This window comes from Pseudomonadota bacterium (genome assembly GCA_026388255.1).
Classification (GTDB): Bacteria; Desulfobacterota; Syntrophorhabdia; order Syntrophorhabdales; family Syntrophorhabdaceae; genus JAPLKB01.
The window spans coordinates 15,018-38,042 of the sequence record JAPLKC010000095.1 but is presented as its reverse complement, the minus strand read 5'-3'; the positions used below and the strand labels follow the sequence as shown (position 1 = coordinate 38,042).

18 protein-coding genes and 1 tRNA gene are annotated in these 23,025 nt (G+C 45.0%); 11 read left to right on the top strand and 8 right to left on the bottom strand.

What is annotated here, in order from left to right:
- Positions 1-148 precede the first annotated feature (148 nt).
- From NT178_14880 to NT178_14870, 3 genes are read left to right on the top strand one after another with little or no spacing between them, the layout of a single operon-like run.
- Positions 149-469, top strand: coding sequence for a DUF4870 domain-containing protein (locus tag NT178_14880; GenBank protein MCX5813811.1), 321 nt, complete (start codon positions 149-151; stop codon positions 467-469).
- A 55-nt stretch (positions 470-524) separates the two neighbouring features.
- Positions 525-1,022 carry a hypothetical protein gene (locus tag NT178_14875; protein ID MCX5813810.1) on the top strand — a complete coding sequence of 166 codons (498 nt, stop codon included), beginning with the start codon at positions 525-527 and terminating at the stop codon, positions 1,020-1,022.
- A 30-nt stretch (positions 1,023-1,052) separates the two neighbouring features.
- Positions 1,053-1,781 carry a zinc ribbon domain-containing protein gene (locus NT178_14870; GenBank protein ID MCX5813809.1) on the top strand — a complete coding sequence of 243 codons (729 nt, stop codon included), beginning with the start codon at positions 1,053-1,055 and terminating at the stop codon, positions 1,779-1,781.
- A gap of 202 nt (positions 1,782-1,983) precedes the next feature.
- Here the strand turns inward: NT178_14870 and NT178_14865 are convergent, their stop codons facing one another.
- Both NT178_14865 and NT178_14860 read right to left on the bottom strand, forming a co-directional pair.
- Positions 1,984-3,135, bottom strand: coding sequence for an aminotransferase class I/II-fold pyridoxal phosphate-dependent enzyme (locus NT178_14865; protein ID MCX5813808.1), 1,152 nt, complete (start codon positions 3,133-3,135; stop codon positions 1,984-1,986).
- A gap of 46 nt (positions 3,136-3,181) precedes the next feature.
- Positions 3,182-5,305 carry a PAS domain S-box protein gene (locus NT178_14860; GenBank protein ID MCX5813807.1) on the bottom strand — a complete coding sequence of 708 codons (2,124 nt, stop codon included), beginning with the start codon at positions 5,303-5,305 and terminating at the stop codon, positions 3,182-3,184.
- A 354-nt stretch (positions 5,306-5,659) separates the two neighbouring features.
- Here NT178_14860 and NT178_14855 point away from each other — a divergent pair, with 354 nt between their 5' ends.
- On the top strand, positions 5,660-6,808 hold the full coding sequence (locus NT178_14855) for a hypothetical protein (GenBank protein ID MCX5813806.1): 1,149 nt from the start codon (positions 5,660-5,662) through the stop codon (positions 6,806-6,808).
- 56 nt (positions 6,809-6,864) lie between these two features.
- On the opposite strand, the gene NT178_14850 is transcribed toward NT178_14855, so the two are convergent.
- From NT178_14850 to NT178_14835, 4 genes are all read right to left on the bottom strand, one after another.
- Positions 6,865-7,125, bottom strand: a complete 261-nt coding sequence (locus NT178_14850; GenBank protein ID MCX5813805.1) for an ATP synthase F0 subunit C — start codon at positions 7,123-7,125, stop codon at positions 6,865-6,867.
- Between the two features lie 92 nt (positions 7,126-7,217).
- A complete protein-coding gene (gene atpB / locus NT178_14845) occupies positions 7,218-7,916 on the bottom strand; it encodes a F0F1 ATP synthase subunit A (GenBank protein ID MCX5813804.1) in 699 nt (232 codons plus the stop codon).
- Positions 7,906-8,298 (bottom strand): hypothetical protein, encoded by a 393-nt coding sequence (locus tag NT178_14840; protein MCX5813803.1) that lies wholly within the window; start codon positions 8,296-8,298, stop codon positions 7,906-7,908. Before NT178_14840 ends, atpB begins: the two co-directional genes overlap by 11 nt.
- Complete coding sequence (locus NT178_14835) at positions 8,276-8,515, bottom strand: AtpZ/AtpI family protein (protein ID MCX5813802.1); 240 nt, start codon at positions 8,513-8,515, stop codon at positions 8,276-8,278. Before NT178_14835 ends, NT178_14840 begins: the two co-directional genes overlap by 23 nt.
- Positions 8,516-8,671: 156 nt before the next feature.
- Between NT178_14835 and NT178_14830 the strand changes: the two genes are divergently transcribed.
- The 7 genes from NT178_14830 (at position 8,672) to NT178_14800 (ending at position 19,616) form a co-directional block, all read left to right on the top strand.
- Positions 8,672-8,748: transfer RNA gene (locus NT178_14830), tRNA-Lys, on the top strand.
- A gap of 641 nt (positions 8,749-9,389) precedes the next feature.
- Positions 9,390-12,674, top strand: coding sequence for a PAS domain S-box protein (locus NT178_14825; GenBank protein MCX5813801.1), 3,285 nt, complete (start codon positions 9,390-9,392; stop codon positions 12,672-12,674).
- Positions 12,675-12,708: 34 nt separating this feature from the next.
- On the top strand, positions 12,709-13,236 hold the full coding sequence (locus NT178_14820) for a 4-vinyl reductase (protein MCX5813800.1): 528 nt from the start codon (positions 12,709-12,711) through the stop codon (positions 13,234-13,236).
- Positions 13,237-13,245: 9 nt separating this feature from the next.
- Positions 13,246-15,990: a response regulator gene (locus tag NT178_14815; GenBank protein ID MCX5813799.1), complete on the top strand. Its 2,745-nt coding sequence runs from the start codon at positions 13,246-13,248 to the stop codon at positions 15,988-15,990.
- Between the two features lie 53 nt (positions 15,991-16,043).
- Positions 16,044-17,210: a two-component system response regulator gene (locus NT178_14810; protein MCX5813798.1), complete on the top strand. Its 1,167-nt coding sequence runs from the start codon at positions 16,044-16,046 to the stop codon at positions 17,208-17,210.
- Between the two features lie 9 nt (positions 17,211-17,219).
- Positions 17,220-19,175, top strand: a complete 1,956-nt coding sequence (locus NT178_14805; protein MCX5813797.1) for a response regulator — start codon at positions 17,220-17,222, stop codon at positions 19,173-19,175.
- Between the two features lie 54 nt (positions 19,176-19,229).
- Positions 19,230-19,616: a response regulator gene (locus tag NT178_14800; GenBank protein MCX5813796.1), complete on the top strand. Its 387-nt coding sequence runs from the start codon at positions 19,230-19,232 to the stop codon at positions 19,614-19,616.
- A gap of 569 nt (positions 19,617-20,185) precedes the next feature.
- Here the strand turns inward: NT178_14800 and nspC are convergent.
- Together nspC and NT178_14790 are read right to left on the bottom strand one after the other, a co-directional pair.
- On the bottom strand, positions 20,186-21,304 hold the full coding sequence (nspC, locus tag NT178_14795) for a carboxynorspermidine decarboxylase (GenBank protein ID MCX5813795.1): 1,119 nt from the start codon (positions 21,302-21,304) through the stop codon (positions 20,186-20,188).
- 232 nt (positions 21,305-21,536) lie between these two features.
- Positions 21,537-22,775, bottom strand: coding sequence for a saccharopine dehydrogenase family protein (locus NT178_14790; protein ID MCX5813794.1), 1,239 nt, complete (start codon positions 22,773-22,775; stop codon positions 21,537-21,539).
- Positions 22,776-23,025 lie beyond the last annotated feature (250 nt).

The following is a 23,025-nucleotide window of genomic DNA, read 5'->3' as shown; positions in this document are numbered from 1 at the left end:
CCAAAGTTTACTACATTTATATTGACAACTGAAGTGTGTTTTAATACCCTTGTTTTCAGGCGTATGTCTGTGAATGGGGCAACGTGAGAAGGGAAGACCCCAACTGAACCGTTTAAGCTTTTTGAACTGTTTATAGATAGGGCATGTCATGGAAGAAGATTGTAAGTCTAAAACATCACTTGGAATCGATGAAAACATTGAAGGTTTACTCTGTTATCTGCTGGGATGGATTACCGGCATTGCTTTTCTGATCCTGGAGAAAAGCAACAGATTCGTTCGTTTTCACGCGATGCAATCACTGGTAACTTTTTCATTTATTACTGTTGCATCAATGTTTCTGGGGGCAATCCCATACTTAGGGTGGTTAATATCAGTTCTGCTATTGTTGACGGGTTTACTGCTCTGGATTGTTCTGATGATTAAGGCATTGAAAGGAGAATGGTTCAAACTCCCTATAGTTTTGCAGTAATTGCGGAAACAGAGTAGGACTGGAAGATCATTTTTGCGGACAATGCGGAACAAAATTGAATGTTGATGAAGATCGTCCGACCAGACCCGAAACTGCCGGTGTTGTCGACACCGCTGCAAGCTCAAAAGAACCTGTACTGAGCGCAGTGGAGCAGGAGTTATCAAAATATCCTGGATTGTCCGTTAGCAGGAGCGACAAAACAGATCTGGAAATAAAGAGTGTGTTGGCAGATGCAAACTGGGGCGTGGGCAAAAAGAAAGTAGAATATGCGGCATGTTTGCTGGTAAAAGAAGCTGAACATACAGCAGTATTTTGGGAGATGATCAAAGAAACCGGTTCAGGGATGGATATTGACGGGGGATTTAAAACCGGGAGTTTTACAAGCGGCAAAACCCTCTTTGGCAAAGTCAAAGAGGTACGGTACGGTCCTGGTGGTAAGATTATTGACTATACCTGGGATTATGGAAAAACCCGTTCAATCGTTGAAAATGTAATAAATAACAATGGCTGGAGATTTAAAACCGTTTTAATGAAAAGCAAAGCCATGTACTGATGGCTCTAAAAAAAGAAAGCGAGGCATAATATGCAATGTCCATATTGTAAATCTGAAGTAAAATCAGGCACAAAGTTTTGTTCGAATTGTGGGCAGCCTGTTGAGATTGCCATGCAGGAAAGCTCTGCAATAAGCACCCCAAATGAGCCAGTAATTTCACAGGCGCCGCCTTATGGAAATATTGGTCAAAAACACGGCCCGAGTCGCTGGTTTTACGCCCTGTCCGCGCTTATACTCGTGGTTGGCATTGCATCGTTTGTATTGCTTCTTCTCAACAGTCTGAGCGGCCTCGATAAATCGCTTGCGCGGATAGTTGTTCCGGGCAAATATGATATGAACCTGACAGTAAAGGGTAAATATATCATTTTTTATGAATATCAGAGTTTAATAGGGGATAAGGTGTATCAGACAGGCCAGAAGATACCACAAATGAGATGCAACGTTTTGTCCAAAGCTACCGGACAACCGGTTGCGCTTGCAAGCCCCTCGATGAGCTATTCCTATTCATTCGGGAAGTCAGGGATTGCGGTGCTGGAATTTACCATAACACAGCCGGGGGCTTACGAGATTGCTGCATGGTATTCTGAAGGGAAAACCGGTCAGGAAGTAGTATTTGCCATCGGGAAGGGTTTTCAGGAAAAGATTATGACAACTATTTTCAGTTGTATTGCCGTGCTTGGCGGGTCAATAGTCCTGGCAATCGTAATCTTTATTGTCACGCTCATTAAAAGGCGGAGGGCAAGGCAATCTGTTCTTTAAACCCAATTTTCCATTAGGATAAGTATCGGTGTCGGGTTGTCCTAAGCAAAACGTCGAGAGGCAAGCATATTATTTAGCTCACAAAGTGAGCGAGAAGGGGAGGCTCCGACAGCTTTGCTGGTGGAGGGGGCGACGTGAGCCCCAGAAATAGAGGAGCCGATGACGAAGACAACGATGATAGCGCTTTGATTTGGAATTGGAATTACAGTGTTTGCAGCCAGGCTTCTAAACGTTCGCAGCCTTCCTTCAACATTTCCATGTTGTTTGCATAAGAGAAACGAATATGTGAACCTGCCTTGTAAAAACCGAAATCATATCCGGGTGTGAGGGCGACTTTTGCTTCATTCAACGCCCTTTCAACAAATTCCATGCTGTCAAGTCCCCATTTGTCAATACCCGCATAGATATAAAAGGCGCCTTCCGGGTCCACCGGTATATGGAAACCCATTTTTTTAAGCCTCGGAAGCAAAAAGTCTCTCCTGGCCTCATAGGCTTTCCTCATCTTTTCCAGATCATCAGCCACATCAAATGCACACAGTGCGGCATATTGTGATATGGTCGGAGGGGATATAAAAACGTTCTGGGCGACTTTCTGTATGGGTCTTATGAGGGACTGCGGCACAACCATCCACCCGAGCCTCCACCCTGTCATGGCGTGGGTCTTTGAGAATCCGTTAATAACCAAGATATCTTCCGAAAGGGCAAGTGCTGTCCTTGACTCTTTTCCATAAATAAGTCCTTTGTATAGTTCATCTGCAACAATGACTTTGCCCTTCCCGGAAAGAAACCCGGAAAGTTCATACATGGTTTCTTCACGATAAACAATGCCCGTCGGATTTGATGGCGTAGACACGATAAGGACATGGGGAAGTCTTTTTAAACGTCGAAGATGATCCACCGTGACTTCGAATGCCGTTTCTTCGTTTACAGGTATCGAGATTAGCGGCGAATCGACGAGCAGGGCAAAGTTTCTGTAGCACGGGTAACCCGGATCAGAAACGCCGAGAGGTTTCCCTCTATCAAGGAGTATGGCCGACAGCAGTAAAAAAGCCCCTGATGCTCCGCTGGTAATTACAATCCTTTCCGGAGAAACGTTTATGTTTTCATTTTTACTATAATGTTCCGCTATTTTATTTCTCAGTTCAGGTATTCCAAGGCTGTGGGTATAGAAGGTCCGGCTTTCTCTTACTGATTCTATGGCCTTTTCCTTTATTGCCTGTGGAGTGGCAAAATCAGGCTCACCCACTTCCATGTGCGCGATGTTTTCACCCCGCGATTCCATGGCCTTTGCCTTTTCAAGCAACTCCATAACATAAAAAGGGACTATTTTTTCTGTTCTTTTTGTGATTTTCATGATTATTTATTGGAAATCATCAACGTTAAGGGTTATTGTCCAGCCCTTAACGTTGTTTATTCTTTTTTTCCTCATACATCGATATGTCTGCCCTTGATATAAGTTCATCAAGAGAACAGGGTTTCTCATGATTGTAATGCGCTATGCCTACACTCAAGGAGAGCTTGTAACTTCTGTGTTTAAGCCTGTTAAACGCGTCAATATGATGTTGGAGACGTGTGAGAAAGATTTCCGGTTTAATATCTGCCTGTATATCCATCGCAAGGATCGCAAATTCATCCCCCCCGATACGTCCGATAATGTCTGTTTCCCTGAACGTTTTTCTGAGAACATCCGCAATTTCAATAAGCGCCCTGTCACCGTCATGGTGACCCAGCGTATCATTAATCCACTTCATACGGTCGAGGTCGATAAAAAACAGCGCCATGCCTTTCCTGCTCCTCTCTGCTAATTTAAACTGTTGCTGAGAAAGGGTAAAAAATCCCCGTCTATTATATAAACCTGTAAGTTCGTCAACAATTGACATTGTGTGGAGTTGTTCTTCAAGCCTCTTTCGTTCTGTGATATCTTCGCAACTCATTAAAGTATCGCCTGTACCTAACAGCACGGGGATAAAATTTACTATCTTTTCCGTTCCATTCTTACAAATAACATTAAAAATCTCCGGTCTTGATTCGCCTGTCTTTGTCTCTTTTAAATCATTCATCCACGCAGAGATTGCCTTATGTCTGTAATCAGGATTGGGATACGCCTTTCTAAACCATGTCTTTCCGTCAGGTACATCATTTATATCATAACCGAATAGTTCTTTAAACTTGGGATTGATATAAGTAAAATTACCCTTAATATCAATCATAACCATACCGAAAGGTGCATTCTCCGACAGTTTCAGAAATCTCATTCTTTCTTCAGCCAACCGTTTTTCTGCCTCTTTGCGCTCTGTAATATCCACTAATGTTCCTGAAATTGCCGGCGCCCCTTTATGCATTAAGCGGGCTATAAAGATCTCAACATGACGTATTGAACCGTCCTTCCGTTTTATCTTGAACTCAAAATGGGCCCCCTTAATATGACCATCCAACTGTTTTTTGGCGCCTTCCTTGATTAGAGGGATGTCTTCAGGGAGGATGAAGTCTAACGGGCCGAATCTGTCAATTATTTCATCGGGATCATATCCGTGAATCTGTGCAAAAGCATCGTTGACATACTGGAATTTATTGCCCTGGATTAGATAAACACCAACCGTTGATTTTTCTGTGATGATACGGTAGCGTTCTTCCGATTCTTTGAGAAGGCTCTCGGCTTGTCTACGGGCAGTGATATCGTTCATTACAGTAACGCTGAAGTCTTTCAAATAGGTTGTTCTGAATTCGATATCCTTTTGCCCGCCATTCTTGCAGGTTATTTTGAATTCAGAATCAGCGCCTTTTCCCACATCATTAATTACATCGCCTTTCCATACTTTATATACCTTTTTTCGGTATTCCGGATCCGGATATGCCTTTTCAAACCAATCTCTTCCGGTAGGGATATCAATAAGCGTATATCCTGTTATCCGGGTAAATTCAGGGTTGACGTACCGGTATGTCCCATCCCTGCCGATAACTGCGATGCTGCAGGGGTCGTTCTCAAGTATTTTAGAAAACCTTTCCTTTTCGTCTTTTAATAATTCTTCAGCTATCATGCGCTCAGTAATGTCCGTGGCAAAAATGGATACTTTTGACACCCCTCCATTGTCATTAAAGACAGGGAAAACGTGCATCAAATAAAGCCTGCCTGCCCGGAAATCCTCAGAACTTACCGGTTTGCCTGTAATAAACACTTTATCGCATTGTTCTTTTCGATGTTTTGCAATATCAGGGGGGAAATAATCATACAGGCAGGTACCTATAAGTTCACGGACACTTTTGCCTATTCTTTGAGCCAATGTATCATTGGCCACATGAATTATGCCTTCAGCGTCAATCAGAACCAGTGTTTCTCTGGTGGCATTGATTAATGCATATAATACTTCTTTATCTTTCTTTAAAGCGGTTTCAGCCTGCTTATATGCTGCTTCCGAGTTTTCCAGATCAAAAACACGACGGCGTATTTCCGTCAATTCGCATACGAGCTGTGCCTTTGTTATTTTCTTCTCCCTGTTGTCCATGCTTACTCCAATGTAAACCATATCTTGCTGAAGAGTTTCAGGCAAACTTCCATTGCTTCAATATCATACAGGACACCCTTGTTTTTTTCAATTAATAATCACATCCTCATTCCGCTGATACCTCGCAGCTCTGCTGCGGGGTAGTTCATTCGACAGAGTAATAATTTTATCCTCAGTGCCTGCAAGGCAATATGAATCTCTGAGTCCAAAGAGAGGCTTCTTTTCCCTATTTCTTTTTGCAATGAGAGGGAAAGTGGTTTATCATATGACATGACAGTTCATTATTCCCTCGCCCCTCGTGGGAGAGGGAAGGGTGAGGGGGGAATAATCATGATCCTCATTGTTTTATGTAAACTCTTTTGAAAGGAAACTTATATGCTTGTATCTTATTGCTTTTCGTCTCCCGAAGGGGATGTGCCTATTGATACCATTACGCTTGAACGGCCCTTTATCATGACTCCTTTTGAAAATCATCCTTTTATGACCCTTGGGGACTATTTTGCTGCTGTCAGGGGCTTTATCCTCCTCGACAACGGACAGCACCTTGTGCATCTTCTTGCACATTTGTGGGACAAAAAGGTAGAGATTATAGATATTGAGAAAATAATAATCCGCTACGAAAAGTATGGCACTCTTTATCAAATTGTTAGCGCAGAAGTCTTTTCGCAGGATCAACAGGAACAATTTTCTGTAAGCACTGCCATCTCCGGCGAAGCAAAGGAAACACTCAACCGGGAATTTGATCTTATCCAGCACCTGTATTATCAGAAAGGACTTCCCTATCTTCCACGTGCCTATTACAGGCAGGCGATAACTTTGATAAGGGAGGAAATGTCTGAGACGATCCTCATGACAATGTCGCAGTGGTTTGAAAATTACCATGAATGGCATTTCTCTAAGGATGACAACAATGTGGAACGTATCATAATCTGGGATATGAATGGAGGATACCGGTTTGCCTCAGATTATGAAGTTCATGAAATCATCAGGCAGGCATCGAAGATCCTCACTCTTTATTATAATTCAGACACCTATTGCCGGATTTATCCCTGGCACCACGGCGCCGGCGATTTTGTGGTGAAAACTGTTGATGGGATTGTAGATGTCAGATTGGTAACTGTCCGTGGTTACGAACCGATTGAATTACCGAGCGGGGAAGAAAGAGTTGATCCATTGAAGGCGCTCATGCTATTTCTTTTCGATATCACCATAAAAATGCGGTTAGATAAATTGGAAGGGGTTGGCGAACCTTATTGGGTTGAGGCGTCTATTCTCAAGGCGGTGTTGGAGGGTTTTCTTGATGCTTTAAGGAAAATGGAATTCAAAGGTGACTGCCCCGGTATAAAGATCGATGTTTTTATAGACACACTGAAATCCATGAACGAAAACAAAATGAGAGCCCTTTTTTCTTCATGCATAGATCAGTATCGTATCCATGATCCATCTGATTACACAGTCATTCAAAAGCATATTAACAGCCATGCTGTCGATGTACAGCGCATTTTTCAGAATTGTCTCAAATAGCAGAGGGGCAATACCTTACGGGACAGACATAGTCGCCTGCCCCGTAAATGCTTTTATTAAAGCTTGAAAATTAAAAGCAATGAAACAACGAGGGAATATATTACGAGTGATTCAATCATAGCCAGACCGATGATCATAGGAGTGACTATCTTCCCTTGTGCTCCCGGATTTCTTGCTATCCCGTCAAGTGCAGCCACAATACCCTTCGCCTGTCCAAGTGCTCCACCAAAGGCTGCAAGGGCAATACCAAAACCGGCTGCAAGGGCAATCATCTGTTTTACCTGCGGGTCAAGCCCCTTTGCTTCTTCAGCAGCCATTGCGATACCAAAGGAAAAGCCTACGAAAACCATAAGAAGCAACGTAACTGTTAAAAATTTTTTCATTAAATCTCACCCCTTTCTATTAGATTTTAATGCTCTTCATGCGAAATTGCCCCTGAAAAATACGCCATGGACAACAGCATAAACACAAACGTTTGAACAAATGCTACAAACAACCCGAGAAACATAACAGGCAAAGGAACCAACAAAGGTACGAGACCAAAAAAAATGGCAGTTACGAGATGGTCGCCTGTTATATTTCCAAAAAGCCTTAACCCAAGTGATAATGGCCGGGCTATATGTCCGATAATCTCTACAGGTATCATTAGTGGTGCAATAGCCCACATAGGCCCCACGAATTGCTTCAAATATTTTATGCCATGCTCTTTAAACCCGTAATAATGTGTCATAACAAAAACTGTTAATGAGCAGGCGAATGTTGTGTTAACACTGTCAGTGGCCGGTAATAAACCCGGTACAAGCCCTGAAAGATTATTAAACAGGATAAAAAGTGCAAGCGTTCCAACAACCAGAACAAACTCCTTACCCCTGGGACCCATGGAATCCACTATAATACTCGAGAGATTCTCAACTATCATTTCAATAAAGTTCCTGAATGTGCATTTAGGTTCGGGCACTACCTCGTCTTCTGTACGCTTCAGTTGCCTATATCCCAAAATTACAATAATAAGGAGTATTATTGAAACAATAATCGCATTTGATACATGGGGTGGTAAATTTTTCAAAAATGGAAATAAAGAAGCCCATGTAAAAACTTCATGCCCCATCTTTTTGCCTCCTTTTTGCTTCAGGATTAAATAAAATAGCTATCTGGTTTATCACTATGGATATAAATACAGTCGATAAACCGATCATAAAAAAAATTATATCTATTTCTCCATATAAAAATACAACCACTATCAGACCTGTAAGAACAAGAAATTTTAAAGGAAGCGCAATAAGAAAGCCTTTTTTACCACCACCGGATTCAAGGAATCCTGCTTCCATGATCTTTTTTAAAAACCTGAAATTTAATGTCATAATGGCACTTGCAACGGCAAAACTGAAGAGGTATTTGAATTCTCTCATAATCAATATGGACAATATGGAACCTATTACAAGTACGATAACATTAACATGCTCAATATTAATAATTGTTGTCTCTTTCATCTTCCTTTTTAACCTTTTTCAACAGCATATATATTGTTTTAAATGCTGCTACGATGCCAAAAAGCATAAATAGTATGGTTAAGTAGGGGGATGTCTTAAAATAAGAATCAAGGAAGTATCCCATCCCAATGCCTATGGCCACGGAAAGACCCATCTCCAAGCCAAGCGAACTAAAGCTTATAAGAGATCTGACTACATTATTTTTGTTGTCAGACATAGACACATCCATTCAAAACCAGTCTTTTTTTATCATACAGATTCCCTTTAGTCAATTTATTTTTGAATACATATGTGAAAAATATCTTTTGCTATAACTAATATAAATAATTGGTTTGAATTTTCTTTGGTTTATATGCTATATAAAACCATCCCGGGGCCGTTAGCTCAGTCCGGTAGAGCAGTTGACTCTTAATCAATTGGTCGGAGGTTCGAATCCTCCACGGCCCACCAAAAATTCACAGAAAATATCATCTTCTTTCGGTTCAAACATGAGAGTACACTACAAGGGCAATATTTGTTCTCGGGGGAAATAGGATCACCACCCCTGAAGGTGCAAAGGGACTGCTACAAGGCTATTGAGATTGTCGTGCAACGTACCCAGTCAAGTGGAAACGATGACTTTGAATTGAATAAAAAATGGATAAAGGAAAATAGGGCGTAAGTAACTAATATTAAGAGTGAAAGCAAGATATGTTATGTATAGCAAATACAAATCTGCACCATATATATTTAATTGAACTTATTGAATACTGAATGAAATATGCAAATGTCTGGCAGCTTGTTTTCTATCTATGAGATATACAGTTGCCTTAATGAAGTCCACAAAATGCCAATCTAGACTAATATGAGGTATTTCAACCAGTAATATATTACTTTTTCTCCATAAATAATTTATAGTATTATTAAAACAATAGTGCCTCATATTTTTTTAACATCTCAAAAATTTGAGGTGCAGCGGCTGATAGGGCATGGTACCGAATATTTGCTACCTGCCAAAAACCTCAAACGCGCGGGGTATTGTCAGTGATGAATAGAATATTAAATACATTTTTAAAAAAACGAATTTATCTTACAGCAGGGATATTTTGATCATGCCAACACTTCATTTTACCAAAAAATGGTTTGCTATTACAGCCTTGTGCGCAATCTTCATTGTGACGGCTGCAGGCTGGATTTTTACCGGCCACCTAGTAGAAATTGCAACGCGCACAGTAACGCATGATGTGGAAGATGCGAATCTCATTATATCACTTAACTTGACCAATGAATTAAAGAGAATCGAAAGCGCGGCAGTGGCCGTTGCCGGATCCCCCTTAACACTTCCTGTTTTGCAGGCCAATACCCCTGCGAACATCGAGAAAATAAACAACATATTGGATCGATATCACAAGTCTTTGGATGCAGCCGCCTGTTATCTTATCAATCATGACGGATTAACGCTGGCATCCTCCAACCGGAACGCGAAGGACAGTTTTGTAGGGCAGAACTATACATTTCGGCCTTATTTTCAGCAGGCGATAAAAGGCGGCGTTGGCCGGCATTTTGCCGTCGGTACGGTAACGGGGATACGCGGATTTTTCGCAAGCGCTTCCGTCAAGGATAAGGAAGGTCAGATCGTCGGAGTTGTGGTAATAAAGAAGGAACTCGAAGACATAGAGATAAAGCTCAAGCAGTATGTTTGGTTCCTGGTGGACCAAAACGGCATCATCTTTATATCTTCGCAGCCGGAAGCACGTCTGAAAACTCTATGGCCCCTGGATAACGAGCAGAAACAAAAAATTATCCTTTCAAAACAATACGGTCCGGGACCATTCGAACCTGTTTTTCAAAAACAACTCAAGGCCGAGGCGGAAGTGACTTTTAAGGGAGGGCAATATCTATCAGCACAAGCTGCCACACTTTATGAGGGCATTTCTGTGGTCCTACTCTGGCCAACAGGACAGATCAGCATGTACCGGTCATTCGGTATTATTCTTACCCTGCTTACCATTTTATTGTCACTAAGCTTTATTGCGGTGATTTATGTATTTACGCAATCGAATTTCAGTATGAAGAGCCTACTCGAAGAGAGTCAATACCAGGCAGTGGCCCTTGCTGATTCAGAGAGTCAACTGCGGGCTCGAACAGATGAACTCGAGGGGCAGAAGGAACTGCTCGCTCAGGCTGAAGAGCGGAGCCGGTTGATTCTCAGTTCCGTGAGCGAGGGGATATTCGGTATGGATACCAATGGCTTGGTGACATTCGCCAACCCCGCGGTGAGCGCCATCCTTGGTTATACAGAAGAAGAGATGCTTGGCGAACTGCTGCATGAAAGGGTTCACTACGCCCATCCGGATGGCTCGGAATTCCCGTGGTTGCAATGCTCCACGTGCCTGACTTCCCAGGACGGCAAGGTCCGCACAGTGGACAATGAGGTGTTCTGGCGCAAGGACGGCACGCCGGTGCCCGTGGAATATTCAACAACACCGGTCTTGAAAGACGGCCGGGTAATCGCGGCGGTCGTTTCGTTTCACGACATCACTGAACGCAAACGGGCTGAAGGCCTGAAGGTGGAAAAGGAGGTTGCCGAGGAGGCGGCCGCCCGGGCAGAACAGGCCCAGGAGGAACTCAAGGCCAAGGTTTTGGAGATAGAACGGTTCAACCGCCTTTCCTTAGGCCGGGAAGAACGAATCATCGAGATCAAGGAGCAGGTGAATGCCTTGGCCGTAAAGGCAGGCGAGAAGGCATTTTATCAGGAACACGAGCTAATGGGTGGGTTGGATGAAGAATTGGCCAAGGCAGAATCGACCGTCATGGAGCCAGAGCAGCCGGAGATTGCCCCAAACACCCTGGCCGAAATACTCAGCGTGGATCAGTTCAAGCGCCTGCTAGTGGATTTTTGTGAGTCGGTAGGAATAGCCTCCGCCATCATCGACCTGAAAGGCGAAGTCCTCGCCGCGGCACGCTGGCAGAGGGCCTGCACGGACTTTCACCGCGTCAACGAAAAGACCTGCGCCCGCTGCATAGAAAGCGACACCGGGCTTGCCCTGAATCTTAACGAAGGCAAGCCGTTTTCCGTTTACCCCTGCAAAAACGGTCTGACTGACGCCGCCTCGCCTATCATCATCGATGGGAAGCACATCGCCAACGCCTTCGTGGGGCAGTTTTTCACCGGTCTTCCGGATATGGAATTTTTTCGCCGCCAGGCCGAAGAGTGTGGCCTGGATATAGAGCCATATCTGGAGGCCATCAAGGAAGTGCCCATAGTGAGTGAGGACAAACTCGAAGCTATATTGGGTTTCCTTGTGGAAATGGCCCAAATAGTGGCTGCCATGGCCGTGGAGCGCAACCAGGCCCGACAGGCGGAGATCTCCATAGCCAAGCGGGTCGAGGAATCTAAACGGGAACGCGCCGTTGCCATGAGTCTGGCTGAGGACGCCAACACGGCCCGTGCAGAAATTGAGCGCTATAAAGACCGCCTGGAGCTTCTGGTTCAGGAGCGGACCGACGAACTGCATACCAGCGAGGAGCGAGGCCGCTTAATTCTCAGCTCCGTGAGTGAGGGGATATTCGGTTTGGATGCTGGGGGCAGGGTTACATTCGTCAATCCCGCGGTGAGCTCCATCCTTGGCTATACAGAAGAAGAACTGCTCGGCAAATTAATGCATGCCGAGGTCCACTACGCCTATCCCAACGGCTCGGCATTCCCGCGGTTGCAGTGCCCCATGTACCTGTCCTCCCAGGACGGCAAGACCCGCACTGTGGACAATGAGGTGCTCTGGCGCAAGGGCGGCACGGCGGTGCCCGTGGAATACTCCACAACTCCGGTCTGGAAAGACGGCCAGGTGGTCGGGACGGTAATCTCGTTTCGCGATATCACGGAGCGTAAGGCGATGGAAGACGCTATTCACAAAGAGCGGGAAAGGCTGCAGGGTATGATGGACAGCAGCCCCATCTGTGTCGGCATATCAACGAGTGGATTCCTGAAGTTTGCCAATCCGCAATTCTTAAGCACACTGAACATCAAGATTGGCGATCCCATTACAAAAATATATCTCAACCCGGATGATCGGGTGCCGATAATTGAAGCCCTGCAACGCGATGGTATCGTCAGCAATTATGAGATCAGGATGAACGGCGCGGACGGATCCCCCGTCGATATTATGTTGACCTTTTTGCCGACGACGTACGAAGACCAGCCGAGCATCCTGGGATGGCTGGTAGATATCACTTCGCTCAAGCAGGCAGAGAAAGAACTGAAGGAACGCATGGAAGACCTGGAGCGGTTCAGTCGCCTGACCATCAACCGCGAGGAAAAGATGATTCAGCTCAAGGCGGAAATCAATACGATCCTGGAGCAAACGGGCAAGGAGAAAAAGTATAAGATTGTTGAGTAAATGAGCTACCAACCGAGAATCCAAGGAGGAACCCATGTTCAAAGAGGAAAGAGACACTTCGTTGTTTGATTGGAGCATGATCGGAAATATCGGCGAAGGGAGGCCCAACCTCGGAGCAAACATGGATGTGGCGGTCTATCGTCTCATGCAGTTTACGCTGAGAGATGTCATCATCCAGGAGTTTGACACGGCAACGGCCGAGCGAATTTATTACAAGGCCGGTGAACTCGCAGGCCGGGAACTCTTCAAGAACTTGATTACTCAAAAGACCGATTTCGGCGCTTTTGTGAAAGAACTGCAGGATCTGCTGGCTGCTTTAAAGATCGGTATCCTGAGAGTGGAAAAAGCAGATTTAGATAAAATGGAATTTACCTTGACTGTTGCAGAAGACCTCGATTGCTCAGGGCTTCCAGTCTCCGACGAAACAATCTGCACCTATGATGAAGGATTCATCAGCGGCCTGCTTTTTGGATTTTCAGGAAAAAATTTCGCTGTAAAAGAGGTCGATTGCTGGTGCTCAGGTGACCGGGTATGCCGGTTTGATATCAAACCAACAGCTTAAGGACATAAAATGATCGAGATCAACGAGAAGGATATCGACAAGATCACGGAAGTCTTTTATTCCATCCTCAAAGGCAAGAAGCCCGTACCTGTCGAACTTCCGAAAGAATATCCGGACAATGAAATCCGGCAGGCCGTCGATTATATCAACAAATTCATTGCTGAATATAATGAAATGACCGCCTTTGCCTATCATCTGGGGAGGGGTGAGATCGATATCGACCCGCCCAAGGTAGGATTGATCATCGGCCAGTCGCTCAAGAGTCTCCACGCCAGCCTGAGAACCTTGACCTGGGTCACCAAACAGATTGCCACAGGAGATTTCGCTCAAAGAGTCAGCTTTATGGGTGAATTTTCCGAGGCCTTCAACAGCATGACCAAGCAGTTGCAAACCTCCTTTCGGGAACGAAAGGAATCCGAGGAGGATCTCCAGAATCAGATTGCGGAGATGGACAAAGCACGAAAAGCGATGTTAAACATCTTAGAAGATCTTGATGAAGCCAGACAGGAAGCTGACTCTGCCGCCAAAGCCAAGGCTGACTTTCTGGCCAATATGAGCCATGAAATCCGTACGCCCATGAACGCTATAATCGGGTTTTCCAGTCTGGCAATGAAAACGGATATGAATCGAAAGCAGCGCGACTACATACAGAAGATTCAACAGTCAGGACAACATCTGCTCGGCATAATCAACGATATTCTTGATTTTTCCAAGATAGAGGCAGGAAAGCTATCAGTAGAGCATACGGAATTTGAACTGGAGAAGGTTATGGATAATGTTTCCAACCTTATTTCCGAAAAGACTGCCACCAAAGGATTGGAGCTTGTGTTCCGTATCGAGAAAGGAACACCCAAATATCTTGTGGGAGATCCTCTGCGGCTCGGTCAAATCCTGGTTAATTATGCCAATAATGCCGTTAAATTCACCGAGCAGGGAGAAGTGGTTATCTCTGTGGAAGTTGTTGAAGAAACAGACAGTGACGGACTTTTTCGTTTTGCCGTCGAGGATACGGGCATCGGACTGACAGAGGAACAGATAGGCAAGCTGTTCCAATCCTTCCAGCAGGCGGATACATCCACATCGCGAAAGTACGGCGGTACCGGGCTGGGATTGGCCATCTCCAAAAAACTGGCCAGCCTTATGGGCGGCGATGTGGGCGTGGAAAGTGAATATGGCAAAGGCAGCACTTTCTGGTTTACGGCACGATTAGGCAAGGGCATTGCCAAAGCAAGGAAGTTACTGCCGGAACCTGACCTGCGGGGTCGCCGGGTACTGGTGGTTGATGACAACCAGATGAGTCGCGTTGTTCTCTCTGACATGCTTACCGGCATGACCTTTATAGTGAATGATGTGGCCTCCGGCAAAGAAGCCTTGAAGGAGATAAGTTCTGCTGCCAAATCGGGCAAACCTTACGAGGTTGTATTGCTCGATTGGCGAATGCCGGGAATGGACGGAATTGAAACAGCCAGGGCTATCCGGGATCTGCCTTTGAGTCCCCTGCCGCATATGGTCATGGTCACGGCTTACGGCCGCGAGGAGGTATTGAGAGAGGCGGCCATGGCAGGGCTTGAGGACGTACTTATTAAACCGGTAAGCGCTTCAACGATGCTCGACACCCTCGTTCATGTGCTGGGTGGAGAACCGGCTGAGATGTCCCGGGAAGAACAAAAAGCGGCTCCATTGATGGAAAATCTCGCTGCCATGAAGGGTGTATCCATCCTCCTCGTAGAAGATAACGAATTCAACCAGCAACTTGCCTGTGAGCTTCTTACCGATGCAGGATTCGAGGTCAACATTGCCCAAGACGGACAGAAATCATTGGAGATGCTGGATAAGCATACATATGATATTGTGCTCATGGATATGCAGATGCCCGTCATGGACGGTATTACAGCGACACAGGAAATACGCAAGCAGGAATGTTTCAAATATCTACCCGTTATCGCCATGACGGCAAATGTCATGGCCGATGACATTGATAAATGTTACAAAGCCGGTATGAATGACCACATCGGTAAGCCTATTGACCCCGATGAACTCTTCGGCAAATTGCTAAAGTGGGTAAAACCCCGCCAGGCCAGCCAGCGCCAGGAAGTCGCCGGGATGCATGCAGAAAAGACAGAAAAGGAAGAACTCAAACCTGCACAGCAGGACGACCTGCCCAATATTCCCGGTCTCGACACGGGCCTAGGCCTAAAGCGGGTCATGGGTAAGAAAAAGTTATACATGAGCTTGCTGAAAAAATTCATTGAAGACCAGGGGCAGACCCTGGCCCGGATACGCCAGAGTCTTAAGGTTGATGATCGAGGGACAGCGGAGCGGTTGGCCCATACCACCAAGGGTGTCTCCGGCAATATAGGCGCATCAGATGTCCAGGAGAAGGCTGCTGTTGTTGAGGCCGCTATCCGGAACAATGAATCTTCAGAAGTGCTGGATGCGAAACTAAATGCCCTCGATGAAGCCCTCTCACGAATGGTCAGCGCCTTGAGTGCTGCCCCCGGGGTTGCTGCAGAGATTATTACCCCTCCCTCTTCCGGTGATCCCGCGAAGGGGAAGGCAGTACTTGACGAATTAATCACCCTCCTTGAGAACTCTGACTCCGAAGCAGGAGAACTCTTCGAGGAAAACCGGGAGGATTTGTCTGCTGTCATCCCTGCCGCAGAACTTGATGCTGTTTCCAGGGCCATAGAAGGATATGACTTTGAGGAGGCGGAAAGGATATGCAGGAGGGCAATTGAGGAATTTCATACATGATAAAACCACGTACAATATAGTATAGCAAAAAATGAAACAATGAGGAGGACCATATGGCTGATGCTGTGAGCTTTGAACAAAAACCGGTCGTTCTGGTCGTGGATGATACACCGGCGAATCTTGCCCTTGTAAGCAGTCTTTTGAAAGATTTATACACAGTAAAGGTTGCAAACCGCGGTACACGGGCGCTCCAGGTTGCAGCAGCCAAGCCTATGCCTGATCTGATCCTCCTCGACATCATGATGCCGGAGATGGATGGATATGAGGTTATTTCGAAGCTGAAAGAGAACCCTGAAACGGCTGATATACCTGTAATATTCCTTACAGCTAAGGCTGAAGTGGAGGACGAGCAGAGAGGCTTCGAACTAGGGGCGGTTGATTACATCACAAAGCCTATCAGCCCTCCCATTGTCATGGCTCGAGTAAAAACGCATCTTACCCTTAAAACTGCCCGGGATTTTCTCAAAGATAAAAATGAGTACCTGGAACAGGAAATAAAACGCCGAATGAAGGAATTAACAACCGCACAGGATATGACAATTGTGGCTATGGCATCTTTGGCTGAAACCCGTGATAGCGATACGGGCAATCACATCCGCCGTACACAGAATTATGTGAAGCTACTGGCAAAAAAACTCCAGAAACATCCACGTTTCAGCCATTTCCTGACAGACGAGAATATTGAACTCCTTTATAAATCAGCACCTTTGCATGATATTGGAAAGGTAGGCATACCGGACCGGATTCTCCTCAAGCCGGGCCGCTTTACCGCCGAGGAGTTTGAGATTATGAAGACACACACCGTCCTGGGCCGTCATGCAATAGAAGAATCGGAGAAGCTCCTCGATGAGCCGAACTCTTTCCTTGGCCTTGCCAGTGAAATAGCCCTTTATCATCAGGAAAAGTGGGATTGCAGCGGTTATCCGGAGGGCATCGGGGGTGACGAGATTCCTATTTCAGCCAGACTGATGGCGATAGCAGACGTCTATGATGCCCTTATTTGCAGACGTGTTTATAAGGAACCCATGCCCCATGAAAAGGCTGTTGAAATCATAAAAGAAGGCTGGGGCATCCATTTTGACCCTGATGTAACGGATGCTTTTGTGGAAAATGCCGAAGAATTCCGGGTTGTAGCGGAACACTTCAAGGATACGGACAAAGATATTGAAGAAAAGGCCCAGTTTTTAAAGATTGCCATTGAGGAAGAAAAAAAGGTGTAAGAATAACTCATGATTGACGTGAAGGAACGAAAGACAATCCTTGTTGTGGATGATACACCTGCAAACATCCAGATACTCGTTGAGGTGCTGAAAGACGAGTATACAACAATTGTGGCAACAAACGGGGAAAAGGCCCTGCGTCTCGCCGCAAAAGATCCTGTTCCCGATCTGATTCTCCTTGACGTTATGATGCCCGTTATGGACGGATATGAAGCCTGTGCAAAGCTGAAAGCGGATATTAAAACCAGAGATATACCGATTATCTTTGTGACAGCCAAGAGTGAAGTGGAGGATGAACTCAAAGGTTTTGAACTTGGGGGAGTAGATTATATCACCAAGCCCGTCAGTCCCCCTCTGGTAAAAGCAAGGGTTAGAACGCATCTTGCCCTTAAAGAAGCAAGGGAAATATTAGCAAGGCAGAATGAAGAATTGCGTGAAGCAGCACGCCTCCGTGAGGACGTTGAAAATATTGTCCGCCATGACCTTAAAGCACCCCTGAACAGCATCATAAGTCTGCCGCAAATTATTCTTCAGGAAAGACTGGCTGCCGGTGAAAGTGCAGAACATCTTCGGGCTATCGAAGAATCAGGATACAGGATGCTGCGGATGATCAACCTTTCACTTGACCTCTTCAAGATGGAGAGAGGAATGTATCAATTTGAGCCTGCCTCTGTGGATGTTGTAAAGATAATTAGTAAGATTTTTTCAGAGAACAGAGGAATTGCAGCATCAAAAAGTATAAGTCTTGAAATAACTCTTCAAGGTTATCCGATACAGGAGTATGAAAGGTTTTTTTTACAGGGAGAAGAGCTCCTTTGCTATTCCATGTTTTCAAATCTCATAAAAAACGCCATTGAAGCATCGCCACAGAGAGAAGCCGTCTCCGTCGCCCTCGCATCAGCCGGTCAGGAGGGGCATATAAGTATCCACAACAGTGGCGTCGTACCGGAAAAAATCCGTTCAACATTTTTTGAGAAATATGCAACAGCAGGTAAAAGCGGGGGGACGGGCCTGGGAACCTACTCGGCAAAGCTCATCGCAGAGACGCAAGGCGGCTCAATTGCGATGGAGACCTCCGAACATGAAGGGACAACGATAACAATCATGTTGCCTCTTGCCGCTAAGGTAGATGTCCGTGATGATAAAACGCTTGACAGTAGGGAACAGCAAAAAGAAAAATTGTTATCTGGCCTGGAGTATATCCACGACCAGAAAATCCTCCTTGTCGATGACGAATCTTTTAACCTGAAGATACTGGAAAAACACCTTACTTATCCGAAGTTTATCTTAGATTGTGCGGAAAACGGCAGGGACGCCTATGAAAAACATCGTGAATCAATATATGATGTTATTTTTATGGATGTGGAGATGCCAGTTATGAACGGCATTGAAGCCGTCCGTGCCATCCGTGAATGGGAAGAATCGGAAAAAATAAGGCCCGTTCCGGTCATAGCCCTTTCAGGTCATGACGATGACGCAGCAAAGCAGAGATGTGCAGAGGCTGGTTTTACAGGCTACCTTATAAAACCTGCTAAACGAGAGGATCTTCTCAGAATCGTGCGGCAATCAGCCGAAGCAAATAATACACCTCTTGATTTTTTTACCGGATTGCCTCCCCAGGTGTCGGAAAATCAGAGTTCCCATCCTGAAGAAAAGCTCGATTACCTTGCCATAATAGACCCTGATCTTGAGGAACTCATACCATCATTCCTAAAGAAGATGGACATCAATATATCGGCATTGCAGGAGTCACTCCACAATAATGATTTTGATGCCACGAAAGCAATTGCGCACAAATTGAAGGGGAGTTTCAGTATTTATTGCTTTGCTGTTTTGAGCGGGGTGTGCGCAGATATTGAAAATTCGGTCAAGGATGGGAACACAGACAAGGCCTTAGGGCATCTTGTACGATTGAAGGATTACTTTACGAATCTCAGGATTGAGTACAAAAAGGACACTTTGTAGCAATGGCATCAAAGAGAAAATAGCTCGCACAGCGTGCGGGAAAGGAGAAAACATATGTCAGAGATGAAAAAAATTCTATGGGTTGATGATGATGATACCATTCTGGATGCGTTTAAGCTAAAACTCGAAAAGACCGGCAGGTTCGAAATTGTTATCACAACGGATGGAAGCCGCGTTGTTGCATTGGCACAGGAGATTGGCCCTGACCTTATTGTGACGGACATAAAAATGCCCTTTGTAGACGGGGCAGATGTGGCAAATTTATTAAAAAAGACAGATGCAACGAAGAGTATCCCGCTCCTTTTTCTTTCATCACTGGTTACAAAAGAGGAAATGGATGCTACTGGAGGATTCATAGGTGGACGCCATATGGCCTCCAAGAGCACGAGCGTTGAAAAGATCATTGCCAAGATCGATTCCATGCTCAATGCCGAAAAGTAAGCAAAGGATTTGTATTTTACAATTTGCTTATTAGATAAAATATCTCTGCCGATATTGTATATGCTGTTTAAAACAAACTTAACAATAACGATTTGAAACATTTCATGGCAGGAGAAAAACCGAATTGATGATAAAAGTAACTTACAAAATGCCTATGAAAACGAAGCCGCTCTCATTAGAGTTCTAATACTGTATATAATCTGGTGTAGTATCAATTTATGGACAATATACGGTTTCCACGATGGAAGGCGTAGACAAGTTTCTCGCATGTTTCTTTATTACTCCTGTGAAATTGGCATATATGTTTATGCGCAACCAAAACGCAACCACACAATTGTAACTAATGATAATGATTAATATTAATGTACAACACCATACTACTCTTAATCAATTGGTCGGAGGTTCGAATCCTCCACGGCCCATTCATTTTACAGCGATTTTCATTTTTCTGTGCGTGCGCTAATTGACCCTTTGTTACTTCGATAACTTATTTTAAACTAAATTGAGAATTGTGCGGGCTTGATGGTGATAAAGTTACATTGAGTTAAGGCAAATTGGTACGCCGGGAATTATGATTGCCTGCCCCTGTAATCCTTATAGCCGAATCTCTTCACTATCTCTACCTTCCCCCCAGCTCTTATCACTGCGATATCCGGGAGGTTTATGCCGTTAAAAGTAGTGCTCTTCACGATGCTGTATAGAGCCATGTCTGTAAAAACAAGTTTATCTCCCCTTTTTAAGGGCTCATCAAAGGAATAATCGCCCGCTATGTCCCCGGCAAGACAGCTTGGCCCGGCGATTCTACAGGTATATTTCTTCTCATCCGGCCGGGCTGATCCCATTATGTGGGGCCTGTAGGGCATAAGCAGCACATCGGGCATATGTGCTTCCACCGATGCGTCCATTATCGCGATCTCCATCTTGTTTTTTACAATATCCAGTACAGAGGAGATCAAAACCCCTGCATTCAGTACGCTGGCTTCGCCGGGTTCGAGATACACCTGTACCCCGTAATTTTTCTTGAATTTGTTTATAATATTGATAAGGCGCTCTATGTCATAATCGTCACGGGTTATGTGGTGCCCGCCCCCGAAATTCACCCATTTCAACCCCTTAATGTATTGCCCGTAGAGCTTTTCGAATGATTTTAGAATTCTTTCAAGGACGTCTGAATTCTGCTCACACATGGCATGGAAGTGCAGTCCGTCAACCAGTTCCCTGTACTTCGGGAATAGCTCGCTGAACGTATCATGAACTATGCCAAGCCTCGAATAGCCGGCACACGGATTGTACATTTCTGTTGCAACCTCGGCATGTCCCGGATTCACCCTCAAGCCTGTTTCAACGCCCTTTTTCCGGGCTATTTTCCCATATTTCTCAAGCTGATAAAATGAATTGAATATGATGGAGTCGGAATACTTCAATATCTGTCGGATCTCTTTTTCTTTATATGCTGTCCCGAAGGTGTGCACCTCTTTCTTGAATTCTTCATGGCCAAGTCTGGCTTCATTGAGACCGCTGGCACAGATTCCGTCCAGATATCTGCTCATCATGGGAAAGGTTGCGAATGATGCGTATGATTTCAAGGCATGCAATATCTTGCAGCCAGTGCGGTCTTTTACATACTGCAATGTCCGCATGTTTTCTTCTATGAGGGTTTCATCAAGGAGATATACAGGAGTTGCTATAGCACCGGCAGCGATTTCGAGGAATCTTTTTTCTGCCGCAGTAAAGCTTCTTTCTTTGGCATCTTTGATCAAATCCGTCAATGACCTGAGACCGTCAGCGTTTAGAGCTTCAAGCACTTTCCTTCTCTCATTGCCGGATAAAGCATGATATCGGCTTGCAGCGGATTTATCTTTCGCCTTAATTGCCTGGATTATCTCTTCAATTTGTTTATCAACAGTCATAAGTTATGCTTCATACCTTGTCTGGAAGCGGTGTGTGCTCAACAACCTGCCAGGGCAGACCGTATTTGTTCAGCGCCTCCATGAATTTGTCGGGATCGAGCTGCTCTATGTTATATACCCCGGTCCCTTGCCATACCCCTGTGAGTACCATCATGGCCCCGATCATGGCAGGTACGCCCGTCGTATAGGCAATCGCCTGTGTTCCCGTCTCCTTAAAGGCATCTTCATGGTCACAGACATTGTAAATGTACCTGGTAATGGTCTTCCCGTCCTTTTTCCCGGTCATAATGTTGCCGATAACCGTCTTCCCTGTATATCCCGTCCCAAGGGATGCAGGTTCAGGAAGCAGGGCCTTGAGAAATTTTATGGGTACGATCTTCTGTCCCTCGAAGTCGACTTCGTCTATGCGCGTCATGCCCACGTTCTGAAGCACCCTTAAATGGTTCAGGTAATTTTCGGAGAAGGTCATCCAGAACCGGGCACGCTTCAGCCCTTTGATATTGAGGACCAGCGATTCCAGCTCTTCATGGTAGAGAAGATAGCTCTCCTTTGCCCCTGCAATTGGATAATCAAAACTGAAATGCACGCTGCCTTCTTCGATGATGGCAGGCGTATCAATCCATTTCCCGCCTTCCCAATGTCTTACTACCTGTGTTACTTCTCTTATATTGATCTCAGGATTGAAGTTTGTGGCAAAGATATGGCCATGTGTTCCGGCATTGCAATCCAGTATGTCCAGATAATTGATCTCGTCGAAGAGATGCTTTTGCGCATAGGCTGTGAAGATATTCGTTACACCGGGATCGAATCCTGAACCGAGAACTGCCATGACCCCCTTTTCTTTAAATCTTTCCTGATAGGCCCATTGCCAACTATATTCAAAGTGGGCTTCATCGAGAGGTTCATAATTTGCGGTGTCTATGTAATGTACCCCTGTTTCCAGACAGGCATCCATAATGTGCAGATCCTGGTAGGGAAGGGCGAGATTAAGTACAAGGTCCGGTTGAAATCTGTTTATCAGAGCGGCAAGCTCTTGCACGTTGTCGGCATTTACCTGCGCTATTTGAATGTCCCTGCCGTACCTCTTGTTGATATCCCTTCTGATAGCCTCGCATTTTGAGAGTGTCCTGCTTGCAACCATTATTTCCTTGAAGACTTCAGGAATCTGTGCGCATTTGTGCATTGCAACGGCGGCAACGCCTCCGGCACCGATTATCATAATTCTTCCCTGATTCTTTGTATTATTCATAAACACTCTCCTGAGCAATAAATTGCATGTGCTTTATTTTATTATTTTTTTGCCTTAATATCAACTTCCAAGGTATCAAATCGATCATGCATGTTGTACTGAAGCTGTTTTTGTAACAACCAATTTGCCTCAACAAATCACCCGGATTCTCCGTGTAATAATACACGAATACAGTACCTGACTTAAAGTGTTTAGCGGAAAATGTGGAGAAATAATATTATTTTATGGAGTGTTAATCCTATTTTCTCCG